Source organism: Streptomyces sp. NBC_00513, from assembly GCF_041431415.1.
Taxonomy (GTDB): domain Bacteria; phylum Actinomycetota; class Actinomycetes; order Streptomycetales; family Streptomycetaceae; genus Streptomyces.
This window is the reverse complement of sequence record NZ_CP107845.1, coordinates 6612047-6627384: the sequence shown is the minus strand read 5'-3', so window position 1 is coordinate 6627384 and position 15338 is coordinate 6612047. Positions and strand designations below refer to the sequence as shown.

The window sequence follows — 15338 nt, the reverse complement described above, 5'->3', positions numbered from 1 at the left end:
CCGGGGCCCTCAGCCCCGGCCGTATGTGTGGAACCCGCGGCCGCTCTTGCGGCCGAGCAGTCCCGCCTGCACCATCCGCTGGAGCAGCGGGGGCGGGGCGTACAGGGGTTCCTTGAACTCCTCGTACAGCGACTCGGCTATCGCGGCGACCGTGTCCAGGCCGATCAGGTCGGCCAGTTTGAGCGGTCCCATCGGGTGGGCGCAGCCGAGTTCCATTCCGGCGTCCACGTCGGTGGCGCTCGCGAACCCGGATTCGGCCATGCGGATGGCCGAGAGGAGGTAGGGGACGAGCAGCGCGTTGACGACGAAGCCGGCCCGGTCCTGGGAGCGGACGGTCGTCTTGCCGAGGGCGTCGCGGGCGAAGGCCTCGACCGCGGCGAGGGTGTCCGCCGAGGTGTGCAGGGAGGACACGACCTCGACGAGCGGCAGGACGGGCACGGGGTTGAAGAAGTGCAGGCCCACGACCCGGTCGGCACGGCCGGTGGCCATGCCCAGCCGCATGATCGGGATGGCCGAGGTGTTCGTGGCGAGGATGGCCCGCGGGTCCTCGACGAGCTTGTCGAGGGCGGTGAAGATCTCCGTCTTGGCGTCGGGGTTCTCGGTGACGGCCTCGATGACGAGTTGCCGGTCGGCGAGGTCCTCCAGGTCGCCGGTGAACACGAGCCGGGCGAGGGCGTCCTCGGCGGAGGCCCGGTCGAGCTTGCCGCGTTGGACGGCGCGTTCCAGGGAGACGGCGACGCGTTCGCGGGCTGTTCGGGCGGCGACGGAGTCCGCCTCGGCCACCACCGTGTCGATGCCGGCGCGGGCGCAGACCTCGGCGATGCCGGCACCCATCTGCCCGCCGCCGACGACTCCGACGCGCCGGATCCGGGGCGCTCCCTCGGGGGCGTTCACGCGTTCACCCGCACGGCGGCGGCGCGGACGAGGTGGCGGGTGTAGGCGTCGGGGGTGAAGAAGGCGGGGAGCCGCACGGAGAGCGCGGTGTCCACGAAGACCTCCCGTGCTTCGAGGACCAGCGCCCGCGGGTCCTCGGCCTCCAGGGCCGCGCATTCGGCGTCGAGGAACTCGATGACCGCCCCGCGGTCCACCCGGTCGTGGCGCAGCCACTGCCAGATCTGGACGCGGGCGATCTCGGCGGTCGCGGCGTCCTCCATCAGGCCGCCCAGGGCGACGGCGCCGCTGCCGCGCAGCCAGGCGTCGAAGTAGCGCAGGGCCACGGCGACGTTGGAGCGGATGCCCTCGGGGGTCGGCGGGGCGGCGATCCTGCGGACGGACAGCAGGTCGGCGGCGGTGACCTCGACGTCCTCGCGGGTGCGGTCCAGTTGGTTCGGTCGGTCTCCGAGGACACCGTCGAAGACCTCGCGGCAGACGGGGACCAGGCCGGGGTGGGCGACCCAGGAGCCGTCGAAGCCGTCCTCGGCCTCCCGTTCCTTGTCGAGGCGGACCTTGGCGAGCGCGGCGGCGTTGGCGTCCGCGTCCCGGCTGGGGACGTGCGCGGCCATGCCTCCGATGGCGTGGGCGCCGCGTCGGTGGCAGGTCCGCACGAGGAGTTCCGTGTAGGCCCGCATGAACGGGGCGGTCATGGTGACCTTCGCCCGGTCGGGCAGTTGGAAGTCGGTCCGGTGGCCGAAGGTCTTGATCAGGCTGAACAGGTAGTCCCAGCGGCCGGCGTTGAGGCCCGCGCTGTGCTCGCGCAGTTCGTGGAGGATCTCCTCCATCTCGAAGGCGGCGGTGATCGTCTCGATGAGGACGGTCGCGCGGACGGTGCCGCGGGGGATGCCGAGGAGTTCCTGGGCCAGGACGAACACGTCGTTCCACAGGCGGGCTTCGGTCCGGTTCTCCAGCTTGGGAAGGTAGAAGTAGGGGCCGTGCCCGGCGTCGATCTGCCGCCGCGCGCAGTGGAAGAAGTACAGGCCGAAGTCGACGAGGGAGGCGGACACGGGCCGGCCGTCGATCTCCAGGTGTTCTTCGAGGAGGTGCCAGCCGCGCGGGCGGACCATGATGGTCGCGAGGTTCGCGCCGAGGCGGTACTCCTTGCCCTCGGGGGTGGTGAAGTCGATGCGTCGCTCGATGGCGTCGAGCAGGGTGAGCTGCCCGCCGATGATGTTGTTCCAGGTGGGGGCGGTGGCGTCCTCGAAGTCCGCCATCCAGACCTTCGCCCCGGAGTTCAGCGCGTTGATCGCCATGCGGCGCTCGGGCGGTCCGGTGATCTCGACCCGGCGGTCGGTGAGGCCGGGCGCGAGGGGTGCGGCCCGCCAGTCGGGGTCGGCGCGGACGGCGGAGGTGGCCCGGGAGAAGTCGAGCGGTGAGCCGGAGACCAGGTGGGCGGAGCGGCGGCGGCGTTCCTTGAGGATCTCCAGGCGTCGGTCCGCGAACGCGGCGTCGAGTCGGCCGACGAACTCCAGGGCCGCGGGGGTCAGGATCTCGTCGTGGCGCTCATCCGGCGCGCCGAGAACCCGGACATGGCTGGTCAGGGGCGTGAGTGACATGCGGTTCTGCTCCTCGGCGTGGGGCGGCGGGCGCCCGAGGGACAGGCCTCTCGGGCGCCGCGGGCCAGGCGAAACTTCGACGACAGGTCCTAGTGGAACTGCTCTTCCTCGGTGGAGCCGGAGAGCGCGGTGGTGGAGGAGGTCGGGTTGACGGCGGTGGAGACCAGGTCGAAGTACCCGGTGCCGACCTCGCGCTGGTGCTTGACGGCCGTGAAGCCCTGGGCCTGGGAGGCGAACTCGCGTTCCTGGAGGTCGACGTAGGCGGTCATGCCGTGCTCGGCGTAGCCGCGGGCGAGGTCGAACATGCCGTGATTGAGGGAGTGGAAGCCGGCCAGGGTGATGAACTGGAAGCGGTAGCCCATCGCGCCGAGTTCGCGTTGGAACTTGGCGATCTGGTCGTCGTCCAGGGCCGCCTTCCAGTTGAAGGACGGCGAGCAGTTGTAGGCGAGCATCTGGTCCGGGTACCGCGCGTGGATGGCCTCGGCGAACTCGCGGGCCTGCTCCAGGTCCGGTGTGCCGGTCTCCACCCAGATCAGGTCCGCGTACGGGGCGTAGGCCAGGCCGCGGGCGATGACCGGCGCCATGCCGTTCCGGACGTGGTAGAAGCCCTCGGCGGTGCGCTCGCCGGTGCAGAACTCGGCGTCGTGCTCGTCGACGTCGCTGGTCAGCAGGGTCGCGGCGAGGGCGTCCGTACGGGCGATGATCAGGGTCGGGGTGTCGGCGATGTCGGCGGCCAGGCGGGCCGCGTTCAGGGTGCGGATGTGCTGCGAGGTCGGAACGAGGACCTTGCCGCCGAGGTGCCCGCACTTCTTCTCCGAGGCCAACTGGTCCTCGTAGTGGATGCCGGCGGCGCCCGCCGCGATCATCGCCTTGGTCAGTTCGAACGCGTTGAGCGGGCCGCCGAAGCCGGCCTCGGCGTCGGCGACGATCGGCGCGAGCCAGTCCGTGGTGTCCGTGCCGCCCTCGGCGGTGGCGATCTGGTCGGCGCGCAGCAGTGCGTTGTTGATCCGACGGACGACCTGGGGAACCGAGTTGACCGGGTAGAGGCTCTGGTCCGGGTAGGTGTGTCCGGCCTGGTTCGCGTCGGCCGCGACCTGCCAGCCCGAGAGGTAGATCGCCTGGAGGCCGGCGCGCACCTGCTGGACGGCCTGGCCGCCGGTCAGCGCGCCCAGCGCGTGGATGTAGTCCTGCTCGTGGAGCTGCCGCCACAGGCGTTCGGCGCCCCGCCGGGCCAGGGTGTGTTCCTCGCGGACACTGCCCGACAGCCGGACCACGTCCTCGGCCGAGTAGGTGCGCTCGATGCCCGTCCAGCGCGGGTCGTCGGCCCACCGCTGCTTGAGCTGTTCGGCCGCCGCCGTCGTGTTCGCCTCTGCCATGACCGTCACCGTTTCCATCCGTCGCGTGTCTTGCCAATGCCCCTGGTACTGATTCGTGCATTGGCACTCTGTGCCTGAGAAGAGGTGCGGCCGCCGGACCCGCCCGTGGGCCGGAGCTGAGCAATGCTGCCGATCTTCGGGAGCGGGCCTCCACAACCCTCCGACATCAGGGCGCGATTCGGGGGTCTGAGGCTGTCCCGGCTACCGGTTCCGGCTGGCCGCAGGACTGACTCTGACACTGGCACGGGGTGCCATCAAGGAGGTACATCTGCCAAGCTTTGCCAATCTTCGGGGCCGGAATTGCCAAGGTTGCGAAGCCCTCCCGGGACGGTGGCCGACCTATCCTGACCGGGCACGGCCGACGGTGAAAGGAGTGCGGTGAGCAAGACGTACGCGGGGGCCAGACTGCGGCGGCTGCGCGAGGAGCGACGGATGACCCAGGCCGACCTGGCCAGGGTCCTCGCGATCTCCCCCAGCTACCTCAACCAGATGGAGCACGACTCCCGCCCCCTCACGGTGCCCGTGCTGTTGCGGCTCACCGAGGCCTTCGGGGTCGACCCGGGCTTCTTCTCCGAACGCGACACCAGCCGGCTGGTGGCCGACCTGCGCGAGGCGCTCGCCCAGCAGGTCGCCGAGGCCCGCGTCTCCCCCTCCGATCTGTCCGAGCTGGCCACCCGAATGCCCGCCGTCGCCTCGGTCCTCCTCGACCTGGGTCGGCGGAGCCAGTTGCTGGCCGAGCGTCTCGCCGATGCCGCCGATGGCCGGGACTCGCCGGCGGAGGCCCCGCGCTCACCCCACGAGGAGATCCGGGAGTTCTTCTACCGCCGGCAGAACTACCTCCACGACACCGACCTCGCCGCGGAGGCGCTGGCCCGCGAGATCGGCATCCGGCCCGGGGACGTCGTCCACGCCCTGACCCGCCACCTCTCCGAGCGGCACTCGATCAGGACGACGACGGACTCCGACCGGCTGCACCACTACGATCCGTCCACCCGGGTCCTGCACCTGTCCAGCCGGCTGCGCCCGGGCCGGCAGGCGTTCCGCATGGCCACCCAGCTCGCCCTGATCGAGTACGGGGACGAGCTGGACCGGCTGGCCGCCGAGGACTTCCCCGTCGGGTCCCCTGCCCACGCGCTGGCCCGGATCGGCATCGCCAACTACCACGCCGCCGCGCTGATCCTCCCGTACACGGCGTTCCACGCGGCGGCCGAGGAGTTCCGCTACGACATCGAGCGGCTCACGGACCATTTCGGTCTCGGCCACGAGACCATCTGCCATCGGCTCAGCACCCTCCAACGCCCCAGGCTGCGCGGGGTTCCCTTCTCCTTCGTGCGGGTGGACCGGGCCGGGAACATGTCCAAGCGGCAGTCCGCCACCGGATTCCACTTCTCCCGCGCCGGCGGCACCTGCCCGCTCTGGAACGTCTACGAGGCGTTCGCCGCCCCCGGCCGCATCCACGTCCAGGTCGCCGCGATGCCGGACGGTCAGCGTCATCTGTGGACCGCCCGGGCCGTCACCCGTCACCGCGGCGGCTGGGGTGATCCCGGCAAGACCTTCGCCATCGGACTCGGCTGCGAGATCCGGCATGCCTCCCGCCTGGTGTACGCCGACGGCCTGGACCTCGACAATGCGGCGGCCGCCACTCCCATCGGCATGGGCTGCCGCCTCTGCGAGCGCCTCGACTGCCCGCAGCGTGCCGTGCCGCCGCTGGGCCGGCCCCTGGCCGTCGACGAGAACAGCAGCACCTTCATCCCCTACCCGGTCACGGGAGCGCCCCCGTCCTCCCGCGGCTGACGAAGAATCACGACCGGTCGCCGGGAGGGGCCACGGCCGGTCGTCGGCGGCGGTGGAGCACCCCCCTCCCGGACCAACTCCCTCACCTCTCGCCGATATCCGGTCCAGGATCTCGCCGCACGCTGCTCGTTCGAAGGGGTCGCCCACCTCGTCCCCGGGCGGTCTGACAGCGGGTGCGGACCCCGTGCGCGGGGCCCCGCACCCGCCGGCGATCAAGCGCCCCAGCGCAGGGCGATCGTGTCGCCCACGTTGATCACCTTGTTGCGTGCGGCGCCGGTGAAGGCGGAGCCGTCGACGCCGGCCTTCCAGGTGTTGGAACCGCTGTTGGCCTTGCCGTTGACGTTGGTGATCGTGCCGGTGCCCGAGGAGGGGGTCACGCTCGTGACGCAACCCGACGGGGTGGCGGCGGTGGTCGCGGCGTTCAGGACGTCGCCGAGGGTGGTGGTCGTACCGGTCGGGGTGAAGGCGACCGAGCAGACCTTCAGGTTGCCCGCGCCGTCGTCGACGGTCAGCGCCAGCTTCGTGGCGGTACCCGCGGTGAAGGTGGACTGGGCGACCCACTGCGGGGCACCCGGGGTGACCGGGACCGGCGGAGCGGAGGTGAACCCGCCGCCGACGACGGCGCGCAGCGCGTCGATGGAGGCATAGGCGGAGGGGGTGGTGTCGGCCGGCTTGTACTTGAAGCCGCCCGCCGGGTTGTACTGGTTGGCGATCAGGAAGTCGATGGGGGTCTTGCCGTTGGCGGTGAGGAAGTCACCGGTCTGCGGGTTGATGCCGCAGGCGTTGAGGCCGGCGACGCCCCAGCCGTTGGAGCTGGTGTTGACCCCGTACAGGGAGTTGAACGCACCGGAGTTGGCGACGAGGGTGCTCTTGAGGAAGTTCTTCGCCTGCACCACGTCCGTGTCGGTGTTCGGGACGCCGGAGACGCAGAGCGCGGCCAGGGCGGCGCCGGTCATGTCGACGTCGCTCGCGGAGTTCAGGACGGTGGGGTTGCCCTCGGCCTTGTTGTAGGTCCAGCCGCCGTCCACGTGCTGGTTGGCGCGGATGCGGGTGATCATGGAGTCGGTCAGCGCCTGCGGGATCCGGGCGCCACCGGCCTGCGTCTTGGCTCCGCCGAGCGAAAGGGCCGCGAAGACGGTGCCGTTGAAGTTGCCGGACGGGCCGAAGTAGCCGGCCTCCGCCGTCTGCCAGTAGGAGTAGACGTTCGCGACGAGGTTGCGCGAGGCGGAGACGCGGGCCGGGTCGATGCCGGCGGCGTACGCGTTGAGGGTTCCGCGCTCGAAGTCGGTGACGACGGGGGAGCCGGACGGCCATCCCGCGGTGGACAGCAGGTTGCGGTAGACGGTGCGGGCGTTCTTCGTGGTGTCGCCGCCGGGCGCGACGTCCACGACGGCGGTGCCGGCGGCCGCGAAGGCGCTGAACGCCCACTCGTTGGACAACCCGGAACCGGCGTACGAACCGTCCGCGGCCTGGAGGGACTTGAGGTAGGCGACACCGTTCGTCTTGGACGTGGCGATCTGCGCGGGACTGGAGGTCGCGAAGGCGGGCAGCGCCGTGAGGGCGAGGGCGCCGAGCGCGGCGGGCACCGCGAGCGTGAGGCGACGGAACGTGCGGGGACCGGACATGGCCTGCTCCTGGAATGAGGGACGCCGGCCTGACCGAAGCTCGTGCGGGCGGGCGGCCCGGAGCGCGGTGGCGGCCGTCCGAACGCGTGGTACGGCTGGTGAATCGCTGTGTCGTATGGGCATTCGGGCTCGGAAGCGGCCCCCTGCCGTTCCACACCGCTGCGCGTCAGCCCCGGATTCGCACCGGGTTCCCCCACTCGGCAGCCCAGGACGCTACCCGAGTGATCAAGGGTCCGCCAGCCACCGGTCACGGGCCCTGACCCGACCGGAGCGGAACGGAACCGCCTGAGACGCAGACCACCTTGACGCCGTCTTTATCCGCGTGCTCCAATCCGGCTGATAAGCACTCAGCCCCAGGGGAAGCCGGTCGGAATCCGGCGCTGACCCGCAACCGTAGGCCCGGCACCACCGGGCGAGCCGGAATGCCTGGAGCCAAGTTTTCAGCGAGAAGCGCCGTCGCGGACTACGGCGTGGTTCGAATGGCCTCCCCTTTCGCCCCACGGCGGACGACGGCGCCCACGGCGCCCGGCGGAGGCCCTTTGCCACGCACTGGTCCGCCCGGCCGACCCGAGGGGCCGTCGTGGGGACCGCAGAGCAACCAGAGCAACGCACGGGGAACAAGAGGTTGCTGTCGCTCATGTCGGCGGCGCTGTTGACCTTCGCGGCGAGCGTGGCGTTCGTGGGCGCAACGGCGCCCGCCTCGGCCGACCCGATCGAGGGGTGCACGGCCACCACCGGCGCCATCGTCGCCGTGGACTTCGGCCCCTTCGGCGGCAAGGTCGAGCGGGGCTGCGACACCACCCCCACCACCGGCTACGAGTTGCTGCACACGGGCGGATTCACCACCGAGGGCACCGGCCACGACGGCCCCGCCTTCATCTGCCGCATCGGCAACGGCTCCTTCAACTCCGGTACGCAGTACCCCACTCGGGACAAGGAGGACTGCGTCCTCACCCCGCAGGCGACCGCCTACTGGTCCTACTGGGTCGCCTCGCCGGGTCAGAAGAACTGGACCTACAGCTCACTCGGTGCGATGTCCCGCACCCCGAAGCCCGGTGACGTGGACGCCTGGGTGTTCGGTGGCACGGACGTCGGCGGCTCCTCCGGCAAGCCCACCTTCACCCCCGACGACGTGCGGGCCCGCGGGAGTGTCCCCTCGCCCGACCCGACCGGGCCCTCCACCCCGCCGACCGGGCCGGGCGCGGTCGACGTGCCGGCCGCCACCCGCTGGCTCACCGGGAAGCTGACGAACGGGGAGCGCGTCGTCGACGAGGGCGCGAGCACCCCGAACCACTTCCTCACCACCGAGGTCGTCCTCGCCCTGGCCGCTGCCGACCGGGAGAGCCCGGTGGCCCGCAAGGCCGCCGACTTCCTGGCCACGCCCGCGCAGACGGACGCGTACGCCTACCCCGCGGGCAAGGACGGGATCCCCGACGCCACCGCCGCCGCGCGGCTCGCGCTCGTCGCGGAGGCCACCGGCAAGGACCCCCGCGCCTTCGGCGGCCACGACCTGCTCGGGGACCTCGTGAAGTACGTCTGCCCGCGCGACATCGGCGACGGCGAGACGATCGAGGGCTGCCTCACCAAGGGCGACTTCCGCACCACGGGCCAGTCCGACGCCCAGGCCATGGCCGTCATCGCGCTGCTCAACGGCGGTGTCACTCCCCCGGCCGACGCGGTGAACCGGCTGACCGGCCTCCAGTGCGAGGACGGCGGCTTCACCTCCATCCTGATCCGCTCCGGTGGCTGGTGCGACAGTGACGCCACCTCCACCGGCCTGATCGCGCTGGCCCTCAAGCGGGCCGGCGGACACGACACGGCCGTCGAGAAGGCACGGGCCCACCTCAAGAAGTCCCGCCTGGCGAGCGGCGCCTGGCCCTCCGCCTCCTACATGACGACCGGCAGCCCGAGCTCCACCGCATGGGCCGCCCAGGCCCTGCGCGCGCTCGGCGACACGGACCCCGCGGACGCGGGCCTGTCCTGGCTCTCCAAGCACCAGTTCACCGAGGGCGGCTTCGGCTTCGAGGAGGACGACACCGAGTCGCGCCTGTTCGCCACGGCCCCCGTCGTCGTCGCCGGCGCCAAGAGCGACCTGGTGGCACTGACCACCAAGAAGCCCGACCCGAAGCCCACCGACCCGAAGCCGACCGACCCGAAGCCCACCGACCCCACCCCGACCATCGCGCCGGGCGACGGGCCGGACATCAAGAAGGGCGTGGCGTACATCACCGACCCCACCCGGCTGATCCAGGGCCGGTTCTACGACGGCGGGCCCGGCACGAGGTTCGCCGACTACGGCATGACCATCGACGGTGCCTACGCCCTGGCGGCCACCGGCGGGGACAACGCCACGCTCCGCGACATCGTCGACTTCTTCGACAAGGGCGGCAAGGACGGCCAGAACCGCGGCATCCACGACTGGACCCTCGTCGGCACCAAGCGCGCGGGCGGCGGCTCCATCGGAAAGGTGGCCCTGCTCGCCCAGGCCGTGGGTCGCGATCCGCGGAACTTCGGTGGCCAGGATCTGATCGGCGCACTCGCCAAGATCACCTGCAAGGCCAAGACCAGTACTCGCCAGGAGTGCGCGGCGAAGGGCAACTACACCTACGCCAACTCGGTCTTCAAGCAGTCGCTCGGCATCATGGCGCAGGTCCGTGCGGGTGAGACGGCCGCCGCGGCCGAGCCGATCGCGTACCTCAAGAGCCTCCAGCAGCCTTCCGGCGGCTGGGTCAGCCTGATCGGCGAGGCCAGCAGGACCGAGGTCGACTCCACGGCCATGGCCGCCATGACCCTGGACCGGCTGCCGGACGCCGACTCGCAGCGGGCCGTGGACAAGGCCCTCGCCTGGCTCGCGGCGCAGCAGAAGGCGGACGGCGGATTCCAGGGCGCCTCCGGGAACTCCGTCAACTCCTGCGCCCTCGCCATCCAGGGACTCTCGCTGGACGCCACCAAGTACGGCGCCCAGATCGCCAAGGCCCGCACGTTCCTGGCGACCCAGCAGAACGCCGACGGTGGCTTCAACGTCATCAAGGGTGACCCGTCCGGTTCCGACATGCGTGCCTCCACCCAGGCCATCAGCGGCACCACCGGCATCTCCTTCGCCACCCTCACCCGCAGCCTCGACGGCACCAGCGCCCGGCCCGTCCCCGTCATCTCGTCCCCGTCCACCGGCGGTGCGGGTGGCACGCCGGTCATCGTGACCCCCGGCGAGAGCGCGGGCGCCTCGGGCGGCGGCGCTCTCGCGCAGGGCGGTTCGGGCGGCCGCCTCGCGTCCACCGGCCTCCAGGTCGGAGCGCTCGCGGGCGCCGCGGCCGTGCTGACGCTCGCCGGTTGGCGGCTCGTCGTCCTGTCCCGTACCCGCCGCGACCCGGCGGAGGCGGACCGATGACCCTCCGCGTCACGCGCGTCCTCGCCCGCGCGGCGGCCGCCCTGGGGCTGACGGTGGCGGCCTTCGCGGCCACCGCGGCCCCGGCCGGGGCGGCCCCGCAGCCCATGGGCCAGTGCACGACCTCCTCCGGAGTCGTGCTCGCCGTGGACTTCAGCCACTGGGGCGGGCCCGTGTACCGCTCCTGCGGTACGACGCCCACCACCGGATACGAACTCCTCAACCAGGGCGGCTGGGCCACCACCGGCACCGGCCACGACGGCCCCGCGTTCATCTGCCGCATCGGCTACAGCGGGCACCAGGGCGGGAAGCAGTACCCGACGCCGCAACAGGACGACTGTGTCCTGACCCCGCCCGCCTCCGCCTACTGGTCGTACTGGCACGCGAACCCGGGCCAGAACACGTGGGACTACAGCCAACTCGGCGCCATGCTCTACAAGCCGAGTCCCGGCAGCGTCGACCTGTGGGTCTTCGGGAGCACGAACGTCGAGGGGACCGAGGGCAAGCCCCTGGTCACCCCGGACCAACTGCGCGCCAGGAACACCCGACCCACGGGCGCCACCGGGCCGCAGCCGCAGGACACCCGCACCGCGGCCCCTCTCCCGCCGAACGCGAACACCGGACCGAAGCCGGAGAATCCCCCGCCGGCCGCGACGCCGCCGGCCGCGACGACGCCGCCCGCCCCCACGGCCTCGGAGGGCCCCTCGGCCTCGCCGAGCCCCTCCGTGAGCGTCCCGCCGACGCCCACCACCCCGCCGACGACCGGTGCCCCTTCCGTGGCCGCCCCCGCCCCCGGGCCCGAGGTCGTCGACGCGGCGCCCGCCGCCGACGCCGAGCACGACGCGGGCTCGTACCTGCCCGCCGTCGGCGCCGGGGCGCTGGTGCTGCTGATCGGCGCCGCCGCCGTGTTCGCCGCCAAGCGCCGCCGTCGTACGGAGTAGCCGCGTGTCACGCACCACCACCGCGGCCGCGGCGGCCGGGCCGCCCGTGTCCGGCCCCGCGCCGGACACGGGCGGCCGCCGGCTGCCCCGCACCCTGCACCCCGTCGCCTGGTGGATCTGGGCGCTCGCCCTCGCCACCGCCGTCAGCCGCACCAACAACCCGCTGCTGCTGTTCCTCGTCCTCGCGGTCCTCGGCTACGTCATCACCATGCGCCGCACCGAGGCCCCCTGGGCGCGCGGCTTCACGTACTACCTCTACCTCGCGCTCACCGTCGTCACGATCAGGGTGCTCTTCCGCGCGATCTTCGCCACCGGCATCACCCCCCGGGACCACTTCCTCTTCTCGCTGCCGCACGTCCCGACCCCCGACTGGTACGCCGGCATCCGACTCGGCGGGCCCGTCTCACTGGAGGCGCTGCTTTCCGCGGCGACCGACGGGCTGCGACTCGCCTGCATGCTGTGCTGCGTCGGCGCCGCCAACACCCTCGCCAATCCCAAACGGGCCCTGCGGATCCTGCCCGGCGCCCTCTACGAACTTGGCGTCGCCGTCACCGTGTCGATCAGCGTCGCCCCCCAACTGGTGCAGAGCGTGCAGCGGGTGCACCGGGCCAAACGGCTGCGGGCCGGCCGTGCCAAGGGGCTCAGGGCCCTGCGCGGCATCATCGTGCCGGTCCTCGAAGACGCCCTGGAACGCTCCCTGCGCCTGGCCGCCGCCATGGACTCCCGCGGCTACGGCCGGGCCGGCACCGCCACCCGTCGCTCCCGCCGCGCGACCGGCGCCCTCATGCTCCTCGGCATGTGCGGCCTGTGCGCCGGGGCCTACGGACTCCTCGACGCCACCGCGCCGAGACTGCTCGGGCTACCCGCCATGGGCGTGGGCGCCCTCCTGTGCTTCGCGGGCCTGCGTCTCGGCGGCCGGCGCATCACCCGTACCACCTACCGCCCCGATCCCTGGCACTTTGCCGAGTGGGCCGTCGCCGGCTGCGGGGTGCTGTCCGCGGTGCTGCTGTTCGCCAACGTCGGCTTCGACGCCGCCGAGCTCAACCCCTCGATCTACCCGCTCAGTTGGCCGACGCTGCCGCTCGTTCCGACTGCGGCGATCCTCCTCGCGGGAACGGCCGGGTTCCTGGCCCCGCCCCCGAGCCCGCCCGTCCGCCCGGCCGTTCCCGCACAGCGCACCGAGGAATCCACGTGATCACCTTCGACCAGGTCACCGTCCAGTACGAGGACACGAGCGATCCGGTCCTGCGGGACGTGGACCTGACCGTGGAGGAGGGAGAACTCTGCCTCGTCGTAGGTCACACGGGCGTCGGCAAGTCCACGCTCCTCGGCGCCGTCAACGGCCTCGTACCGCACTTCACCGGCGGCACCCTCTTCGGCCGCGTGGTGGTCGACGGCCGGGACACGGCGCAGCACCCCCCGCGTGAACTCGCGGACGTCGTGGGCGTCGTGGGACAGGATCCGCTCGACGGCTTCGTCACCGACACCGTCGAGGAGGAACTCGCCTACTCCATGGAGCAGTTGGCTGTCCCGCCGGCCACCATGCGCAAGCGCGTGGAAGAGACCCTCGACCTCCTCGGCCTCGCCGACCTGCGTCACCGCGCCCTGCACGAACTCTCCGGCGGACAGCAACAGCGTGTCGCCATCGGCTCGGTCCTCACGGCCCATCCGCGCGTCCTCGTCCTGGACGAGCCGACCTCCGCACTGGACCCGACGGCCGCCGAGGAGGTCCTCGCCGCCGTCACCCGCCTCGTCCACGACCTCGGCGTCACCGTGCTCCTCGCCGAACACCGCCTGGAGCGCGTCGTCCAGTACGCCGACCGCGTCATCCACCTCCCCGGCAACGGCCGTGTCGTCTCCGGAACGCCCGCCGACATCTTCCGAGCCTCGTCCATCGCCCCGCCCATCGTGGAACTCGGCCGCGCGGCGGGCTGGACCCCGCTGCCCCTGTCGATCCGCGACGCCCGCCGCGCCGCGGCCCCCCTGCGCAGGTCCCTGACGGACACCGCTCCCCCGCCGGTGCGGCCCACCTCGCCCGAACAGCGTACGGAGCTCCTCGCCGCACGCGGTGTCACCGTCACCTACCACGGCGTCCCCGCCGTCCGGGAGGTCGACCTCACCCTGCACGGCGGCGAGATCACCGCCCTCATGGGCCGCAACGGGTCCGGCAAGTCCTCGCTGTTGTGGGCGCTCCAGGGTTCCGGGCCGCGCAAGGCCGGCTCCGTGGCCGTCGCCTCCACCGGGGGCAAGGGCCCGCGCGATCCGCGCGAGCTCTCCGCCGCGGAGGCCCGGCGACTGGTCGGTCTGGTCCCCCAGACCCCCACCGACCTGCTGTACCTGGAGTCCGTCAAGCAGGAACTCGACCAGGCCGACAGCGAATCCGGGGTCGCCGCGGACGGGATCCGGGCGCGCGCCATCCTGGACCGGCTGGCGCCCGCCATCCCGGACACCACCCACCCCCGTGATCTCTCCGAGGGGCAGAAGCTGGCGCTGGTCCTGGCGATCCAGCTGACCGCGGCCCCCCGGGTGCTGCTCCTCGACGAGCCGACCCGCGGACTCGACTACCGCGCCAAGGGCGAACTGATCCGCATCGTCGACGATCTGGCCGCGGAGGGCCGCGCCGTGGTGATCTCCACGCACGACGTGGAGTTCGTGGCGCGCGCAGCCGACCGGGTCGTGGTCATGGCCGAAGGCGACATCGTCGCCGACGGCCCCACCCACGAGGTCATCGTGGCCTCCCCCGTCTTCGCCCCCCAGACCGCGAAGATCCTTGCTCCGCTGCCCTTCCTCACCGTGGAGCAACTGACCGCCGTACTCCCCTCCGACGGAACGGACCCGGCCTCGTGAGCACGTACAGCACGTACACCGCGGCCATCCGCATCCGCGCCCGGGCCGGGATCGTCATCGCCATGGCCGGCTTCCTCGGGGTCGTCGCGTTCTTCTGGCCGTTCCTCGTCGCGCCGGGGAAGTTCGGCTCGAACTACGCACCGCCGCTGATCTTCGGTGTGCTGCTCGTCGTGGTGCTGTGCGTGGTGATCTCCGAGATCGCCGAGGGCGGCATCAACTCCAAGGCCCTGGCCATGCTCGGGGTCCTGTCGGCCGTGAACGCCGCGATCCGTCCCCTCGGCGCGGGCACCGCCGGCATCGAGACGGTGTTCTTCATCCTCGTTCTCGCCGGGCGCGTCTACGGACCGGGCTTCGGCTTCACCCTCGGCTGCACCTCGCTCTTCGCCTCCGCTCTGATCACCGGCGGAGTCGGGCCGTGGATGCCGTACCAGATGTTCGGCTGCGCCTTCGTCGGGATGCTCGCCGGGTTCCTTCCGAAGGCGACCGGCCGCCGCGAGGTCGGCCTGCTGGCCGTCTACGGCTCGGTGTCGGGTTACCTCTTCGGGTTCCTCCTCAACCTCTCCTTCTGGCCGTTCTCCCTCGATCCCAACAGCTCCATCGCCTACCTGCCCGGGCTCCCCTTCACCGAGCAGTTCCACCGGTACCTCGCCTTCGACCTCGCCACCTCCCTCGGCTGGGACACCGGCCGCGCCGTCACCAACTTCGCCTGTGTCTGTCTCGCCGGCCCGGCCGTCCTCACGGTCTTCCGCCGCGCCGCCCGCAAGGCCCGCTTCCAGGCCCCGATCCGCTTCAACCCCCAGAGCCCTCCGGGCACACCGCCTGCCCGGGCGTGAGGGTGGCGCGTCACCCGCCGCGCGTCCGGCGAGGACACGTCTGGAGTC

Annotated in this window: 10 protein-coding genes and 2 riboswitches; of the genes, 6 read left to right on the top strand and 4 right to left on the bottom strand. The window is 72.1% G+C overall.

Annotation, left to right across the window (positions count from 1 at the left end):
* Positions 1-9: 9 nt before the first annotated feature.
* The 3 genes from OHA84_RS30150 to aceA all read right to left on the bottom strand — a co-directional run bounded on the left by OHA84_RS30150 (position 10) and on the right by aceA (position 3865).
* Positions 10-894 (bottom strand): 3-hydroxybutyryl-CoA dehydrogenase, encoded by an 885-nt coding sequence (locus tag OHA84_RS30150; protein WP_078999793.1) that lies wholly within the window; start codon positions 892-894, stop codon positions 10-12.
* Positions 891-2489 (bottom strand): malate synthase A, encoded by a 1599-nt coding sequence (aceB, locus tag OHA84_RS30145; protein WP_266968832.1) that lies wholly within the window; start codon positions 2487-2489, stop codon positions 891-893. The genes OHA84_RS30150 and aceB overlap by 4 nt, the downstream gene beginning before the upstream one ends.
* Before the next feature lie 89 nt (positions 2490-2578).
* Positions 2579-3865, bottom strand: coding sequence for an isocitrate lyase (aceA, locus tag OHA84_RS30140; protein WP_053685042.1), 1287 nt, complete (start codon positions 3863-3865; stop codon positions 2579-2581).
* 378 nt (positions 3866-4243) lie between these two features.
* On the opposite strand from aceA, the gene OHA84_RS30135 reads away from it, so the two are divergent.
* Positions 4244-5659, top strand: coding sequence for a short-chain fatty acyl-CoA regulator family protein (locus tag OHA84_RS30135; protein ID WP_053685031.1), 1416 nt, complete (start codon positions 4244-4246; stop codon positions 5657-5659).
* A gap of 212 nt (positions 5660-5871) precedes the next feature.
* On the opposite strand, the gene OHA84_RS30130 is transcribed toward OHA84_RS30135, so the two are convergent.
* Complete coding sequence (locus tag OHA84_RS30130; protein ID WP_266968835.1) at positions 5872-7284, bottom strand: hypothetical protein; 1413 nt, start codon at positions 7282-7284, stop codon at positions 5872-5874.
* Positions 7285-7380: 96 nt separating this feature from the next.
* Positions 7381-7520, bottom strand: a riboswitch (cobalamin riboswitch).
* 119 nt (positions 7521-7639) lie between these two features.
* Positions 7640-7712, top strand: a riboswitch (cobalamin riboswitch).
* 152 nt (positions 7713-7864) lie between these two features.
* Here OHA84_RS30130 and OHA84_RS30125 point away from each other — a divergent pair.
* The 5 genes from OHA84_RS30125 to OHA84_RS30105 all read left to right on the top strand — a co-directional run bounded on the left by OHA84_RS30125 (position 7865) and on the right by OHA84_RS30105 (position 15290).
* Complete coding sequence (locus OHA84_RS30125; RefSeq protein WP_371591492.1) at positions 7865-10672, top strand: prenyltransferase/squalene oxidase repeat-containing protein; 2808 nt, start codon at positions 7865-7867, stop codon at positions 10670-10672.
* The gene (locus OHA84_RS30120; protein WP_266952294.1) at positions 10669-11610 is read left to right on the top strand and encodes a hypothetical protein; all 942 of its coding nucleotides are present in this window, start codon (positions 10669-10671) and stop codon (positions 11608-11610) included. Before OHA84_RS30125 ends, OHA84_RS30120 begins: the two co-directional genes overlap by 4 nt.
* Positions 11611-11614: 4 nt before the next feature.
* Positions 11615-12805, top strand: a complete 1191-nt coding sequence (locus OHA84_RS30115; protein WP_266952292.1) for an energy-coupling factor transporter transmembrane component T — start codon at positions 11615-11617, stop codon at positions 12803-12805.
* The gene (locus tag OHA84_RS30110) at positions 12802-14457 is read left to right on the top strand and encodes an ABC transporter ATP-binding protein (protein WP_266952290.1); all 1656 of its coding nucleotides are present in this window, start codon (positions 12802-12804) and stop codon (positions 14455-14457) included. Before OHA84_RS30115 ends, OHA84_RS30110 begins: the two co-directional genes overlap by 4 nt.
* 62 nt (positions 14458-14519) lie before the next feature.
* Entirely contained in the window at positions 14520-15290 is a 771-nt protein-coding gene (locus OHA84_RS30105; protein ID WP_266973891.1) for an ECF transporter S component, read from the top strand.
* Positions 15291-15338: the final 48 nt, after the last annotated feature.

What these genes read in the sequence shown, in the direction of transcription:
- OHA84_RS30120 (WP_266952294.1), top strand. Translation starts at nt 10,669, where the DNA reads ATGACCCTCCGCGTCACGCGCGTCCTCGCCCGCGCGGCGGCCGCCCTG.
- OHA84_RS30130 (WP_266968835.1), bottom strand. Translation starts at nt 7,284, where the DNA reads ATGTCCGGTCCCCGCACGTTCCGTCGCCTCACGCTCGCGGTGCCCGCC.
- OHA84_RS30105 (WP_266973891.1), top strand. Translation starts at nt 14,520, where the DNA reads ATGGCCGGCTTCCTCGGGGTCGTCGCGTTCTTCTGGCCGTTCCTCGTC.
- aceA (WP_053685042.1), bottom strand. Translation starts at nt 3,865, where the DNA reads ATGGCAGAGGCGAACACGACGGCGGCGGCCGAACAGCTCAAGCAGCGG.
- aceB (WP_266968832.1), bottom strand. Translation starts at nt 2,489, where the DNA reads ATGTCACTCACGCCCCTGACCAGCCATGTCCGGGTTCTCGGCGCGCCG.